The organism is Zobellia galactanivorans (assembly GCF_000973105.1).
Classification (GTDB): Bacteria; Bacteroidota; Bacteroidia; order Flavobacteriales; family Flavobacteriaceae; genus Zobellia; species Zobellia galactanivorans.
In genome coordinates, this window is sequence record NC_015844.1 from 2,119,170 (window position 1) to 2,134,404 (window position 15,235).

General features: G+C 43.2%; 13 protein-coding genes. 10 read left to right on the plus strand and 3 right to left on the minus strand.

Annotated features, from left to right (window positions below; all coding sequences use genetic code 11):
- Positions 1-39 precede the first annotated feature (39 nt).
- Positions 40-1,047 (minus strand): recombinase RecA, encoded by a 1,008-nt coding sequence (gene recA / locus ZOBGAL_RS08545; protein ID WP_013993162.1) that lies wholly within the window; start codon positions 1,045-1,047, stop codon positions 40-42.
- 526 nt (positions 1,048-1,573) lie between these two features.
- Here recA and trhO point away from each other — a divergent pair.
- Complete coding sequence (gene trhO / locus ZOBGAL_RS08550) at positions 1,574-2,605, plus strand: oxygen-dependent tRNA uridine(34) hydroxylase TrhO (RefSeq protein ID WP_013993164.1); 1,032 nt, start codon at positions 1,574-1,576, stop codon at positions 2,603-2,605.
- Positions 2,606-2,614: 9 nt separating this feature from the next.
- Here the strand turns inward: trhO and ZOBGAL_RS08555 are convergent, their stop codons facing one another.
- A complete protein-coding gene (locus ZOBGAL_RS08555; RefSeq protein WP_046287829.1) occupies positions 2,615-3,784 on the minus strand; it encodes an MFS transporter in 1,170 nt (389 codons plus the stop codon).
- A gap of 175 nt (positions 3,785-3,959) precedes the next feature.
- On the opposite strand from ZOBGAL_RS08555, the gene ZOBGAL_RS08560 reads away from it, so the two are divergent.
- The 5 genes from ZOBGAL_RS08560 (at position 3,960) to ZOBGAL_RS08580 (ending at position 9,625) form a co-directional block, all read left to right on the plus strand.
- Positions 3,960-5,201 carry a PSP1 domain-containing protein gene (locus ZOBGAL_RS08560; RefSeq protein WP_013993166.1) on the plus strand — a complete coding sequence of 414 codons (1,242 nt, stop codon included), beginning with the start codon at positions 3,960-3,962 and terminating at the stop codon, positions 5,199-5,201.
- Positions 5,194-5,679 carry a gliding motility lipoprotein GldH gene (locus ZOBGAL_RS08565; protein WP_013993167.1) on the plus strand — a complete coding sequence of 162 codons (486 nt, stop codon included), beginning with the start codon at positions 5,194-5,196 and terminating at the stop codon, positions 5,677-5,679. The genes ZOBGAL_RS08560 and ZOBGAL_RS08565 overlap by 8 nt, the downstream gene beginning before the upstream one ends.
- Positions 5,680-5,682: 3 nt before the next feature.
- Complete coding sequence (locus ZOBGAL_RS08570; protein WP_013993168.1) at positions 5,683-8,034, plus strand: penicillin-binding protein 1A; 2,352 nt, start codon at positions 5,683-5,685, stop codon at positions 8,032-8,034.
- 116 nt (positions 8,035-8,150) lie between these two features.
- Positions 8,151-8,849 (plus strand): CoA transferase subunit A, encoded by a 699-nt coding sequence (locus ZOBGAL_RS08575; protein WP_013993169.1) that lies wholly within the window; start codon positions 8,151-8,153, stop codon positions 8,847-8,849.
- Between the two features lie 122 nt (positions 8,850-8,971).
- Positions 8,972-9,625, plus strand: a complete 654-nt coding sequence (locus ZOBGAL_RS08580) for a CoA transferase subunit B (protein WP_013993170.1) — start codon at positions 8,972-8,974, stop codon at positions 9,623-9,625.
- 362 nt (positions 9,626-9,987) lie between these two features.
- Here ZOBGAL_RS08580 and ZOBGAL_RS08585 read toward each other — a convergent pair whose 3' ends face one another.
- Positions 9,988-11,145 (minus strand): methionine aminotransferase, encoded by a 1,158-nt coding sequence (locus ZOBGAL_RS08585; protein WP_013993172.1) that lies wholly within the window; start codon positions 11,143-11,145, stop codon positions 9,988-9,990.
- Positions 11,146-11,257: 112 nt separating this feature from the next.
- On the opposite strand from ZOBGAL_RS08585, the gene ZOBGAL_RS08590 reads away from it, so the two are divergent.
- The 4 genes from ZOBGAL_RS08590 (at position 11,258) to ZOBGAL_RS08605 (ending at position 15,151) form a co-directional block, all read left to right on the plus strand.
- On the plus strand, positions 11,258-12,235 hold the full coding sequence (locus ZOBGAL_RS08590) for a ThuA domain-containing protein (protein WP_046287831.1): 978 nt from the start codon (positions 11,258-11,260) through the stop codon (positions 12,233-12,235).
- 417 nt (positions 12,236-12,652) lie between these two features.
- Positions 12,653-13,315: a helix-turn-helix domain-containing protein gene (locus tag ZOBGAL_RS08595; RefSeq protein ID WP_013993175.1), complete on the plus strand. Its 663-nt coding sequence runs from the start codon at positions 12,653-12,655 to the stop codon at positions 13,313-13,315.
- A gap of 283 nt (positions 13,316-13,598) precedes the next feature.
- Positions 13,599-14,210 carry a collagen-like protein gene (locus tag ZOBGAL_RS23910; RefSeq protein ID WP_013993176.1) on the plus strand — a complete coding sequence of 204 codons (612 nt, stop codon included), beginning with the start codon at positions 13,599-13,601 and terminating at the stop codon, positions 14,208-14,210.
- Between the two features lie 215 nt (positions 14,211-14,425).
- On the plus strand, positions 14,426-15,151 hold the full coding sequence (locus ZOBGAL_RS08605; protein ID WP_148560698.1) for a hypothetical protein: 726 nt from the start codon (positions 14,426-14,428) through the stop codon (positions 15,149-15,151).
- The last annotated feature ends 84 nt before the right edge of the window (positions 15,152-15,235 follow it).

A 15,235-nucleotide genomic window follows, 5' to 3' on the forward strand; every position in this document is an offset into this window, starting at 1 on the left:
GGCGTAAATTGTAAAACGGGAATAGGCTAATGGCCTAAATTATTTCTTAAGGGCATTAATAGCGGCACGAATTTTTTCATCCAGCTCTTCAAAAAGTTCGGGATTGTCGAGCAATAACGATTTAACCGCATCTCGCCCTTGTCCTAACTTGGTGTCGCCATAGCTGAACCAAGATCCGCTCTTCTTGATGATTTCATATTCAACGCCTAAGTCGATGATCTCTCCTACTTTGGAGATTCCTTCACCGTACATAATGTCGAATTCAGCAGTCCTAAATGGCGGGGCTACTTTGTTTTTGACCACTTTTACCCGTGTCTTGTTTCCTTGAACGCTGCCGTCGGTATCTTTGATTTGGGTAGACCTTCTAATGTCTAACCTAACGGAGGCATAGAATTTTAAGGCGTTACCACCGGTAGTGGTTTCTGGGTTTCCGAACATCACGCCAATTTTCTCACGCAACTGGTTGATAAAAACAACGGTACAGTTGGTCTTGCTGATCGAACCGGTCAGTTTACGCAAGGCCTGTGACATCAATCTTGCATGGAGCCCCATTTTAGAGTCTCCCATTTCTCCCTCGATTTCACTTTTTGGAGTCAATGCGGCAACGGAATCCACGATTACGATATCGATGGCACCTGAACGGATAAGGTTATCGGCAATCTCTAAGGCCTGCTCCCCGTTATCGGGTTGCGATATAATCAAGTTGTCTATGTCGACACCTAATTTCTGTGCGTAGAAACGGTCAAAGGCATGTTCCGCATCGATAAAGGCGGCAATACCACCGTTTTTTTGTGCTTCGGCAATGGCATGAAGGGTTAAGGTCGTTTTACCTGAAGATTCAGGACCGTATATTTCAATGACCCTTCCGCGTGGGTATCCGCCAACGCCGAGAGCTATATCTAGACCTAATGAGCCTGAAGGAATGACTTCTACATCTGCCACCACACTATCGCCCATTTTCATTACGGCACCTTTACCGTAAGTCTTGTCCAATTTATCTAAGGTTAATTTAAGGGCTTTTAGTTTTGCTTCTTTTTCCGCGCTCATATTTTCTTTTTTTAAGGGATGCTAAATTAGCATTTCTTTTATCATAATGCCAGTTAAAGCCTGCATTTTATAAAAAGAAAAATTAACTCGCAAGGCTTTTTTTGACGAAGTGAAAGTTTGAAAATTTTTATTGAAATCGTGTAAGTTTGAATAGGTTATGCCGACTAAGCCTATGCGATAAAGATTTATGGTACTTGGTGTTACGCAACCGAAAAGCTGTTTTTGCATCTATTGTATGAAATAGTGTCTATGGTCATAACCAAGTACGTATACTTGATAGACTTCTCTAGTTTAAGTGTTGAGGAGTGTTGGTGGTCATTTCCTTTTTTGTACTTGAAAAGATGCTATGAAAAAGAAAAAAAATGGAGTGGCCAATAAAGAGCCTTGATATCACATCAGGGCTCTTTTTTATTTGTGATGTTACCATGCCGACTTAATCGGGGCGTATGGGGTCATAACAACTTGACATTATTTCTTATCTTTGCCGCCTTAGAAAATCTTTATAAACTTAAAACATTAGTATAGAATGCAACTGTACAATAATTTAAGTGCAAAAGAAAGAGCGGCCCTTATTAAGGAAGCCGGACAAGAGCGCTTGACGATCTCTTTCTACAAATATGCACAAATCGGCAACCCACAACTCTTTAGGAACCATCTCTTTATACACTGGAACGAACTTGAGGTTCTAGGGCGTATTTACGTAGCCCACGAAGGTATAAATGCCCAATTATCGGTTCCTGCCGAGAATTTCGAGGCTTTTAAAAAGCACTTGGATAGCATAACGTTTTTAGAGAACGTAAGGCTTAATATCGCCATTGAACAAGACAACCTTTCGTTTTTAAAACTGAAGATTAAGGTTAGAAAGAAAATCCTAGCCGATGGCTTGAACGACAGTACCTTTGATGTGACCAACAAAGGGGTTCACGTAGGTGCCGAAAAGTTCAATGAACTTATTGAGGACCCCAACACCATTTTGGTCGATATGCGAAACCACTACGAAAGCGAGATAGGCCACTTTAAGAATGCCATAACTCCTGACGTCGATACGTTTCGTGACTCTTTGGATATTATAGAAAAAGACCTGGCCGATTATAAGGAAGACAAAAAGCTGGTCATGTACTGCACAGGCGGTATACGATGTGAAAAGGCGAGTGCCTATTACAAGCACAAAGGTTTTAAGCAGGTCTATCAGCTGGAGGGCGGTATTATCGACTATGCCCGACAGGTTGAAGAGAAAAAACTCGAAAATAAGTTCTTGGGAAAAAATTTCGTTTTTGACCATCGACGTAGTGAACGCATTACCGATGATGTAATTGCAAATTGCCACCAATGCGGAAAACCTTGCGATACCCATGTAAACTGTGCCAACGAAGCCTGCCACCTCTTATTTATACAATGCGAGGAATGTGCCAAAAAGATGGATGATTGTTGTTCCGATAAGTGTAAAGAAATACACGCATTGCCTTACGAAGAACAGAAAAAGCTGCGTAAGGGTAAGGGAGCTAGCAATAAAATCTTTAAAAAAGGCCGTTCAGAGGTGTTGAAGTTTAAGCGTTAAAGGCTCACTTTACATTTTTTTGTCACCATAGATCAAATGTGCGATAAGGCTAAGTATCGAAAGGCTAAGGCCTAGCACCGATACTCCTATCCATTGGTAATGTTGCCATGCATAGGCTCCTAGGGTAGTGCCCAAGGCACCTCCAAGAAAAAAAATGACCATATAAATAGTATTGATCCGGTTTCGGGCACTTTCGTTTCTAGAGAATATAATGTTCTGATTGGCAATGTGAAGCGATTGTTGCCCGAGGTCGACAAATACGACCCCGAGAACGATTCCTATGATCGAATGTGCCGAAATCATAAAAATCGACCAAGAAAGGATCAAGATTACGGTAGAAGTTATAATGATGAGGTTCTTGCTTATCCTATCGCTTAATTTGCCGACGATACTGGCTGCCAAGGCCCCAACTACCCCAATGAGTCCGAAAGTTCCGGTGATACCACTGCCATAACCGAAGTTGTCTTCCATCAAAAAGACCAAGGTGGTCCAAAAAGCACTTAGTCCGGCAAATGAGAGTCCGCCTCGCACTGCGGCTAGTCGCAACGGGGGTTCCGACTTGAAATAGTGTAGGAGGGATGTCATAAGGTCGGCATAATTGCCCTTGTAGATCGGTTCTATTTTCGGAAGTTTAAATTTGAGGACGATAAAAAGAATGAGCATGATAAGGGTCGCCACAAAATACATACTGCGCCATCCGAACTGTTCCCCTACAAAACCACTTATGGTACGGCTTCCCAAAATACCTATGAGCAAACCGCTCATAACGATGCCAATGGCCCGCCCCCTGTTTTCGGCATTCGATAATTGGGCGGCCATAGGTACGAATAATTGGGGCAGGGCAGAAGTGCATCCTATAAAGAAACTGGCAATGACCAGAAACCATAGTGAGGGGGCAAAGCCTGCGGCCACAAGGGAGAGCAACATTAAAATAAAATCCAATTTCAAGATTTTATGGTTGTTTACCATGTCACCAAGCGGAACTACGAAAAGTAAACCGAAGGCATAGCCCAACTGGGTAGCTAGGGCCACATTGCTCACCGCCGATTCGCTTACCTCAAAACTCATGGAAATCAAGTGTAACAAAGGTTGGTTGTAGTAGAGGTTGGCAGCAACCAGGCCTGCCGAGATACTCATGAGGTAGAGAACCGCGTTACTTAGTGTTCTGGGTTTTTCCATAAAGACCGTCTCCCTGTTTTTTAAACATATGCATATGTCGTGCAAAGAAACGAAGAAGCCGTGTAAGTTGAGATAACTTTCGTTCACATTAAAAAATTAGTACCTTTACATATAAAATTAGTACGAACCCTATTTGGCCGTAAACCCCCGTTTGGGCCAAACCAAGATATAATATATGGGCTGTAGCAGTTGTTCGACCGGTAAGGACGGACAACCTCGTGGTTGCAAGAACAACGGAACTTGTGGTACCGATGGTTGTAATAAATTAACGGTCTTTGATTGGCTTTCCAACATGTCGCTTCCCAATGGGGAAAAGCCGTTCGATTGCGTCGAAGTTCGATTTAAGAACAGTAGAAAAGAATTCTTCAGAAACACGGAAAACCTTACGCTTTCCATTGGTGATATTGTGGCAACACAGGCATCATCGGGCCACGATGTGGGCATGGTAACCTTAACGGGCGAGCTCGTCAAGGTGCAAATGAAGCGCAAAAAGGTTGACTATAAAGATAAAGACCTGCCTAAGATACACCGAAAGGCTACGCAGAACGATATCGATAAATGGCAAAAATGCCGTGACCGCGAAGAGGAAATAAAAAAACGTGCTCGAGAAATAGCTATCATCCTAAAGCTTCAAATGAAGATCTCCGATGTAGAATTTCAAGGTGATGGTTCAAAGGCCACGTTTTATTATACGGCGGAAGATCGGGTCGACTTTAGACAGTTGATCAAAGATATGGCGAAAGCCTTCGGTATTAGGATCGAGATGCGCCAAATCGGATACCGCCAAGAGGCCCAACGTTTGGGCGGAATTGGTTCGTGCGGGCGTGAACTCTGTTGTTCTACATGGTTGACCGATTTTAGGTCGGTCAGTACTTCCGCTGCACGGTATCAACAACTGTCATTGAATCCCCAAAAATTGGCAGGACAATGCGGAAAGCTCAAATGTTGCCTGAACTATGAGCTTGATATGTACTTGGAGGCCTTAAAAGATTTTCCTTCACAAGACACCAAACTTTTCACCGAAAAAGGACTCGCCTTCTGCCAAAAGACCGATATTTTTAAGGGAATGTTGTGGTTTTCATACAAGGAAGACCCTTCCAATTGGCATACCCTGACCAAGGAACAAGTGCAGGAAATTCTGGAAAAAAATAAAAAGAAAGAAAAAGTTGCCAGTCTAGAGGAATATACGGTAGATAATTTCGTTAAGGAAGAAAAGGTGTTTGAGAACGTGGTGGGCCAAGATAGCCTTACCCGTTTTGATAAGCCGAAAAGACCTAGGAACAGAAACCGTAAGAGAAACAAGGCGAAGAGCAATAGTGGGAAGAACAATAACAACAATAGCGGAAACAACGCGAACCCCCAAAAGAAAAGAGGTCGTAGGAACAACAATCAAAAAAGGCAGCAAAAAAATGGCTAGGGTCTTGCTAGCTTTGGCCCTTGCCGTAGGGCTCGTTTCGTGTAACGATAATTTGGTGAAATCTGAATTTCAGGCCACAAAAGGCGGCGTCTGGAACAAAACCGACAGCATTCACTTTTCATTCTCTGAAATCGATACCATGCAAAGGCACAATATGTTCATTACGGTCCGTAACGATGCCACTTTTCCATACAATAACCTATTCTTGATTACCGAACTTGAATTTCCCTCGGGAGAAACCGTTAAAGATACGTTGGAGTACGAAATGGCCTTGCCCGATGGTTCGTGGTTGGGTAAAGGGTACGGAAGTATCAAAGAAAATAAATTATGGTACAAAGAAAACATCGTTTTTCCCTCTTCGGGCGTATATAATCTACGCGTTTGGCACGCCATGCGCAAAAATGGAAGCGTAAACGGTATTGAAGATTTGAAAGGAATCACCGATGTTGGATTTGAAATAGAAAAAAGTAACGAATAACTTATGTCCAAAGTTGTTAAAAAGAAAAAGCCTGCCGGGTATTTTAAATATATCAAATGGTTCTGGATCCTGGTTGTTTCAGGTATTCTATTGGTTGCATTAATATTTTTGTCGGCTTCATGGGGCCTTTTGGGCGACATGCCCGAATATGAATATCTCGAAAATCCCCAGACCAATCTGGCTACCGAGATTATTTCTTCAGACGGAAAAACATTGGGCAAGTTCTATTTAGACGATAACAGAACCCCGGTGCCTTATGACAGTCTTCCACAAAACTTGGTAGATGCCCTGGTAGCTACCGAAGATGCCCGCTTTTTTGACCACTCGGGAATCGATGCCCGAGGAACCCTAAGGGCCTTTGTCTATTTAGGAAAAAAAGGGGGGGCTAGTACCATTACCCAACAATTGGCACGACAGCTTTTTGTGGGGGTCAGGTCAAAGAACAAGTTTGAGACCATAAAGCAGAAAGTGATGGAATGGGTCTTGGCCACTCGATTGGAAAGGCAGTACACCAAGCAAGAGATTATTGCTATGTACTTGAACCAGTACGACTTTTTGAATAATGCCGATGGTATTCGATCAGCGGCGAAAATATACTTTGGTAAAGAACCACAAGAGCTAAAGGTCGAAGAATCTGCCGTTTTGGTCGGAATGCTTAAAAACTCCTCATACTTCAACCCTATAAGAAGGGAAGAATTGGTGGCCAACCGCAGAAATACCGTGCTAGGCCAAATGGCGAAGTACGGTTATATCACTGAAAAGGAAAAAGATTCGTTACAGGCCCTGAAAATGGATATCAACTTTAATCCAGAATCGCATAAGGAAGGCTTGGCTACTTATTTTAGAATGTACTTACAAGGCTTCATGAACGATTGGATATCCAAAAACCCCAAGCCAGCTTTAGAAGGCGGTCGGGACAAATGGAACCTTTATTTGGACGGCCTTAAGATTTATACCACCATAGACTCACGTATGCAGGCGAATGCCGAAGACGCTGTACGGAAGCATATGGCCAATCTTCAGGATGAATTTTTTAATCAAAATACACCGGATAGAAACCCTACAGCTCCGTTTTTGGATCTAGATAAGGCCCAAATTAATCGTATTCTAGAGCGAGCCATGAAAAACTCTTCTAGATGGCGCATGATGAAGGCCGAAGGGAAATCTGAAGAAGATATTCGGGCGTCGTTCACCAAAAAAACGGAGATGACCGTTTTTGACTGGAATAGTGATGGTCGTGAGCGAGATACTATCATGACTCCGTTGGATTCCATTAGATATTATAAAACATTTTTAAGAGCGGCTATGATGTCTATGGAACCGCAAACAGGTCATGTTAAGGCATGGGTCGGGGGTATTGACTACAGACATTTCCAATATGACAATGTTATTCAAGGTATGCGTCAAGCAGGCTCTACTTTTAAACCATTTGTGTATGCAGCTGCCATAGATCAATTGAGACTTTCTCCTTGTGAAACCTTACCGGATACTCAATATTGTATTGAGGCGGGAAAACATGGAAATATGGAAGCTTGGTGCCCAGATAATTCAGATGGTAAGTTCTCCGGTGAGGATATGACCTTAAAAGATGCTTTAGCAAATTCGATAAACTCGGTAACGGCGCGATTAATCGATAGGGTAGGTCCGCGATCGGTAGTTTCTATTATTAAAAACTTGGGACTAAAAGGGGATATCCTAGAAGTACCCTCTATTGCATTGGGTACTCCGGAGTCCAACGTTTATGAAATGGTTGGGGCATATGGTGCTTTCGCAAATCAAGGTGTGTATGTTAAACCGGTTATGGTAACCCGTATTGAAGATAAGAATGGTACGGTGCTTTATGAATATGTGCCCGAGACCAAGGATGTGTTGAGTAAAGATGTGGCCTACGCTATGGTAAACCTTATGGAGGGCGTTACCCATGGTGGGTCAGGAACGCGTCTAAGACATTCAGGGGCAAAGAACTCTACGGTGTACAAAAAGGTTATCACGGGCTATCCTTACGGGTTTACAAACCCCATTGCCGGTAAAACGGGTACGACACAAAACCAAAGTGATGGTTGGTTTATGGGTATGGTACCAAACCTTGTCACCGGTGTTTGGGTCGGCGGTGAAGAGCGTTCTATACATTTTAAATCGATCGCCTATGGCCAAGGTGCCTCTATGGCGTTGCCGATTTGGGGACTGTACATGAAAAAGAATTATGAGAATAAAGACTTGGGTATCTCCGACGGAGCCTTTGAAAAACCGGAAAACATGTCTATTAATGTTGATTGTACTAAAGTGGTAGATGACAGTGAAAAAAACGACGATGATGGAGGTTTAGACGATGACTTAGATGATTTAGATTTCTAAAGGATAAAAGTAAATTAGAGCTTATAAATTGCCCGTGACTTTCAATAGAAGTCACGGGCAATTTTCGTTTAAAAATTGTAACTTGACTGCAATAGAAATCTTTTATTCCTTATTATATGATCTCTAAGAAAGTAGCAAGTGTTAAAGAAGCCTTAGATGGTGTTCAAGACGGCATGACATTTATGTTGGGCGGTTTTGGTCTCTGCGGGATTCCGGAAAACGCCATTGCCGAATTGGTCGCTTCCAATATCAAGGATATCACCTGTATTTCCAATAATGCCGGTGTAGACGATTTTGGATTGGGACTTTTACTTCACAAGCACCAGATTAAAAAAATGATATCGTCTTACGTAGGCGAGAACGAAGAATTTGAACGTCAGATGCTCAGTGGTGAACTCGAAGTAGAGCTTACGCCCCAAGGAACTTTGGCGGAAAAATGCCGTGCCGCGCAAGCTGGTTTCCCGGCATTTTATACCCCAGCCGGCTATGGTACCGAAGTCGCCGAAGGCAAGGAAACCCGAGAATTTAACGGAAAAATGTATGTGCTTGAGGAAGCCTTTAAAGCTGATTTTTCCTTTGTTAAGGCCTGGAAGGGCGATGAAGCCGGAAACCTGATCTTTAAAGGTACGGCCCGAAATTTCAATCCTTGTATGTGCGGGGCCGCGAAGATCACGGTCGCCGAAGTGGAGGAGTTGGTTCCCGCAGGTGAGCTAGATCCCAATCAGATTCACATACCGGGCATTTTCGTACAACGTATTTTTCAAGGGAGCAACTATGAAAAGCGTATAGAACAACGAACGGTTAGGAAGCGATAAGTATACCCTTTGAAAATTACTTCATTTAAATTCTGTGACTTTGATCGTTTCGAAAATTATATCAACAAGTAAAAAATCGTAATTGTTCAATTTTCAAATTGACACATTTCAAATTAACTGTTATGTTAGATAAAAACGGAATCGCCAAGCGAATAGCACAAGAGGTAAAAGACGGTTACTACGTAAACTTGGGTATTGGTATACCTACCTTGGTCGCAAATTTTGTCAGGGATGATATCAATGTAGAGTTTCAAAGTGAGAACGGCGTCTTGGGAATGGGGCCTTTCCCTTTTGAAGGGGAAGAGGATGCCGATATTATCAATGCCGGAAAACAGACCATTACCACCTTGCCGGGAGCCTCTTTTTTTGATTCGGCCACGAGTTTCGGTATGATCCGTGGGCAACATGTAGACCTCACCATTTTGGGGGCTATGGAAGTTGCCGAAAACGGGGATATTGCCAATTGGAAAATACCTGGAAAAATGGTCAAGGGAATGGGCGGCGCCATGGATTTGGTGGCCTCGGCGGAAAATATTATCGTAGCCATGATGCATACCAATAGGGCCGGCGAATCTAAGCTCTTAAAAAGGTGTAGCCTACCCCTTACGGGCGTGGGGTGTGTTACCAAGATTGTCACCAACCTCGCCGTTCTTGAAGTAACGCCCGCTGGTTTTAAGCTTGTAGAAAGGGCCCCCGGAGTGACCGTAGATGAAATTAAGGCGGCTACCGAAGGCCGTTTGATCGTGGAAGGCACTGTTCCTGAAATGCCGATTTAGGCTAAAGGAAGGGGTTTCTCCGTTGTAGGGCGTATAAAAATTGGCTTTCACAACAATGTGGGAACACTTCACAACAAGTTTTTTACCGTTTAAAGAGTGATTCGTATATTTATATTGTTATTAATCGAAAATCGCATCCCAAATCCGATTTTGCCCAAATAAAAAACCTATGGAAGCTCAAATCAATCACACACAAGAAGAAATACAAGTTTATAAAAATGACTTTTTCAGCGGAATCGTAATGCTGACCAAGAAGTTGTTTATGTTGTAAAATGTTTTGAAAAAGAAATTAAAAGAGCGGCTCACCCAAAGGCCGCTTTTTTTATGCGCTATATTTTGGTCTCGGGCCGAAATAGTGCTTGCTAGAGTGAACGCAGAATGCGAACGGCCTCTTCTAAGGTCTCATTTTTCTTGGCAAAGCAGAACCGCAATACACCGTCTTGCCGATTGCCGACATTAAAGGACGATATAGGTATACTGGCCAATTTGTGCTCAAGGATCAATCGTATGGCAAAAGCTTCATCGTCTTCTTCCGTGATTTGCGTGTAATCCAAAAGTTGAAAGTAGGTGCCCTCCGAGGGTCTGTACTTGAATCTGGAGCCTTTTAATCCTTCTAGGAACAAATCTCGTTTTTCTTGATAAAATGAAGGAAGGCCCAAATAGTTTTGCTCGTTTTTAAGGTAGGAAGCCATTGCCCTTTGCACGGGGTGGTCCACACAAAACACGGCAAATTGGTGTGTTTTCCTAAATTCTTGCATTAATTCGGCAGGTGCGGCGCAATAGCCGATTTTCCATCCGGTGACGTGAAAAGTTTTGCCGAAAGAGGCACATACAAAGCTGCGCTGGGCCAAATCGTCGAAGCGGGAAGCACTTTGATGTTCCTTTCCATCGAAAATAATATGTTCATATACCTCGTCGCTCACCAAGATGCAATTGGTGGGCCTAAGGATTTCCTGTAACTGCAGCATGTCTTCCCTTGAAAATATACGTCCGCTCGGGTTGTGAGGCGTATTTATGATGACCATACGCGTCTTTTCGGAAATCTTGCTTTTCAAGGCTTGCCAGTCGATCTCGTAGCCATTGGCGTCGAGTTGTACATAAACGGGAATTCCCCCGTTCAATAGTATGGCCGGTTCATAACAATCATAGGCAGGCTTTATTACAATGACCTCGTCCCCTTGGTTTACGAAGGCGGTAATTGCCGTAAACAAGGCCTGTGTTGCGCCTACGGTAACGGTAATTTCGCTTTCGGGATCGTAAAGCCTTTTATGCAGTTTTTCTATTTTTTCTGAAATAATTTCCCTTAAACCATAATAGCCTTGCATGGCGGCATATTGGTTATGGCCGTTTTCCATGGCATCTGTGACCAACTCCTTCAGTTTGGGGTCTATTTCAAAATTTGGAAAGCCTTGGGAAAGGTCTATGGCCTTATTCTTTCGTGCCAAGTTGCCCACCGTAGTGAAAATGGTGGTTTTTGCCTTGGGGAGTTTAGATGAAAATCTCAAATTAGAGGAAGTCATTCGGTACTGTTCAATTAAGATTTCAATTTACAACTTTATGGGGCATATACTTTTTCTTTTTTTAATAAACTTAATTGTGATCCCTTATATTTATGCATCCAAAACATATGATATGCGCAATTTTCGAACTCTAGTTTTAGTTTTTTCCATGGTTTTTACCATAAATACCCTTTTTTCACAAACGGCTTCATCCAAAAAAATAAGAACACTTATTGTTGATGGTCAAAACAATCACGATCAATGGCCGAAGATTACGTATATGTTGAAAACGGAAATGGAGAACACCGGATTGTTTACCGTAGAGGTCGCCCGTTCGGCATATACTTGGAAAGGAGATAACTTTATCGCTGAATTTCCAATAAAAGATTTACCTAAAACGGAGGCAAAGGAAAAGCCCGTGGCCGACGCGAACTATAGTCCCGATTTTTCAAAATACGATGTGGTCATCTGTAATTTTGGATGGAACGCTGCACCATGGCCCGAAAAGACCCAGAAGAAGTTTGAAAAGTATATAAAAAAAGGAGGCGGATTGGTCGTTTTCCATGCTGCGGACAATTCTTTTCCTGAATGGGAAGCCTATAACCAAATGATCGGTTTAGGCGGTTGGGGCGATCGTACCGAAAAAGACGGACCTTATGTGTATTACAATGATGCAGGTGAGCTTATTAGGGATAATAGTCCTGGAAATGCCGGTTCCCATGGTCCGCAAAGCGAATATCAGGTTCAAATAAGAAATGAAGACCATCCGATTACCAAGGGTATGCCCAAAGTGTGGTTGCATACCAAAGATGAGTTGTATAATAGTCTTCGTGGCCCTGCGGAGAATATGGAGGTTTTGGCAACCGCGTATTCAGATCCGGAAAACAAGGGTACAGGTAGACACGAACCTGCGCTTATGAGCCTAGAGTACGGTAAGGGCCGTATCTTTCATAACATCATGGGTCATGTCGATTATTCGGTAGAATGTGTCGGCTTTTTGACCAGTATGCTTAGAGGAGCCGAATGGGCGGCCACAGGCGCGGTAAGCCAGCCTATTCCTGCCGATTTTCCTACCGCCGGGCAGACCAGTTCACGAAAGTTCACTAAATAGGTTTTCAATACTGGGTAGGCAGACCGCGTTCAAAAGGCTTTTTTTGAGTCTTGAATCCACTGACATTTGAGGCAAAATCTGATAGCTTTCCCTTTTCTGTGCAAAATTATAGGAACCGACCCTTGGGTCGGTTCCTAGGTTGTAAGTGGTACAGACCGCCAGATTACAATCCCGTTTTCTATGGGCCGATTATCGATAAACTGCCAAAACTAGGGGTTCCAATCCTTTTGACGGGGGATGGGCAAACTGTTCGGTCGGTTTTTTTAAACGCATTGTTCAATACAAGCTTATGGGATTGACCGTCTACCACATCGTAATTGTCGCTATTCTAGTGGTCTTTTCTTTTTTTGCGGTCAAGAACGTTCGTGTTGGGAGATTAAGAAATGAAAATACTGCGGACGGCAAATATTGAGTCCCTTGAAAATTAAAGTGGGCGATGGTATTGTGGGGCGGGTCGCTCAAATCAAACAGCCCATATTGCTCTCGGATACTTCTATGGAGTCGAGGTATATATTGGACGATAAAAGAAGGTTTTCCGAATTGGCCGTTCCTATAATGAGATCGGGCGACTTATTGGGGGTTCTTGATTTTGAACATTCGGAAAAGAACTTTTTTACCGAAAGCCATGTGCTTATTTTTCAACTTATAGCCAAGCTCACGGGCATAAAATTAGAGCGTATAAGCAGTCAGAATTATAAACCATTGATCAACGGGGTGGTTTATTCTGGGCAGTGGGTGCGACTTTTGACGCAAGAAAGGGTACATCGTGATTCCAACTTGAGTCTGGGCGCCATGGCCGACGTTTTAAATATTAGTGATACCTATCTCTCACATTTGGTCAGTAAGTTGGGCGGACATAACTTTTCCGACCACATAAACCATTATTGGGTACTTGACGCAAAAGATATGCTTGCCGACCGAAAATATAATGATTATACCATTCTTTCCATCGGCCTGGAAGCAGGCTTCAATTCTAAGTCCACTTTTTACTCCGTTTTTAAAAAGCACACTGGACTTACCCCAACAGGGTTCAGAAAGGGGGATGGGAAGGCTAAAAAAGGCGTTGGCGTAAAGCACTGAAGATCATAATTTCTTTGTCTTATCCGTGATTCGGTATTCCAATGGCATATATAGGGGTTCTCTCCTCTTAAAAAAACCTTCAAAAATGCTCCTTTGGAATATTTTGTATAAATGGTTTCAAATGGCACACAATAGGTCATATATCGATTACAATTAGTAATAAAAACATGTAAATAACTGATAGTCAATACATTTTTTGGAGTCCTGTTTTTTGCGATTTGTAAAATATAGGACACTTGAATTTGTGTGAAATCTAGTTTTGTGGAACTAATTAAAAAATAATATGATGAAAACTAAATTATTATGTGTTTTTGTGGCGACCTTATCTATTATCGCCTGTTCCAAGGATGGGGAAGATGGAGCCGTTGGTCCACAGGGCCCACAAGGAGAACAGGGTATTCAAGGAGAGCAGGGTGACACCGGTGAACAGGGTGACACAGGGGAACAGGGCGAAAAAGGAGACCCGGGTACGGCCAACGTTATTTATTCCGGTTGGGTCGACTCGCCCTTTGTAAACAATAACATTATGTCTCCTACCGCAAACGCCTCTATGGAAGTGGCGGGACTTAGTCAAGAAATCGTCGACTATGGAACCGTTTTGGTATACGGTAAGGTTGCGGCGAACGGGACTGTCTATGCCTTGCCATACCTTGGAAATCAAGGGGTCAGTTACTATTACTATTTCGATTTGGAGGAAATCAATATACGACTGGCAACGGCCGATGGGACTTCTGATATTGGTTCGCCCCTATTTTCTACCTATCGGTATGTTTTAATCCCCGGAGGGACGGAAGCGAGCGATGGAATTGGCGGGGTCACTACAAAAGCGGCCGCTGTTGATTATTCTAAAATGTCTTACGACGAAGTCGTGGATTACTTCGGTATTCCCAAATAAGATAGTCGGCAAGGAGGTAGGCCGGTATTGCCCGGGAGTTTCGATACGACCGGGCAAACCACTTACCCCCTTTGTTACAACGGTGGGTTTGATCAAGATGGACCTTGGGCAGGGCTAAGGGAAATCAATATTAGGTAACAAGCATGCCGGTCAATGGACTTCAATACCCCTTGGTGACGGTTTTTGAAGTTATCGAACCAGTAAAATGTACAGATATGATACTAAAAACGATTACAGGATTTTTTTTGATAATGTCGCTTTTCCTTTTATCGGCCTGTAGCAAGGAAGCTTCGCACCAAATCGATGTTTCTTATGGACTTCAGACGCTCGATGTCGATTTTAGGTCCGAGGGCGAAACCCCGGCACCCTATGTGAAATGGAATGGTGACGCAGGTGTATTCTCACTAAAAAATGAGGTTGAAGGGATTGCAATCGACGCAAATTCCGGCATTATTTCTTGGAACAATGCCTTGGCGGTAGGAGCTACCCCCATAGTGGTTGTGGTCGAGAACGGAAATGACCGGGTTGAAATTTCTTTGACCGTAGAGAGTACCTTGTCGGAATCGTATTGGCTCTTCGGCCGAAACAATGACAAAGAAGGCGATGCTCACCAACTCATAGTGATTTCCCGTCAACTCAAACTAAATTCCGACGGCACCTTGCAAGTAAAGATCATTAACGAAGAGGGTTCCTTAGGTGTTGGGGTGTGGTCCCTGAACGGGAATCTTTTTGAAATGCATGTTTGCTTTTCTTGTGAAGTCGCAGATTCATTGGAGGTTCCGACTTATGATGAACATTCTTTCTATTCAGGAACCTTGGTCAATTATGGCAGTGATGGGGCGAGTATTCAGGGACAGTGGTATATAATACGGTTCGACCCCGATTCATCGACCCTATGGGGGCAGTTCGGAGGTAGAATATCAAATGCAAATTACGATTAATAAAATGGGCCCACCCGCCTATTATTGCCCCGGGTCACTGTCGAATAGGACATGGTACAGGTTTCGGGCGGCCGTATAATTCTG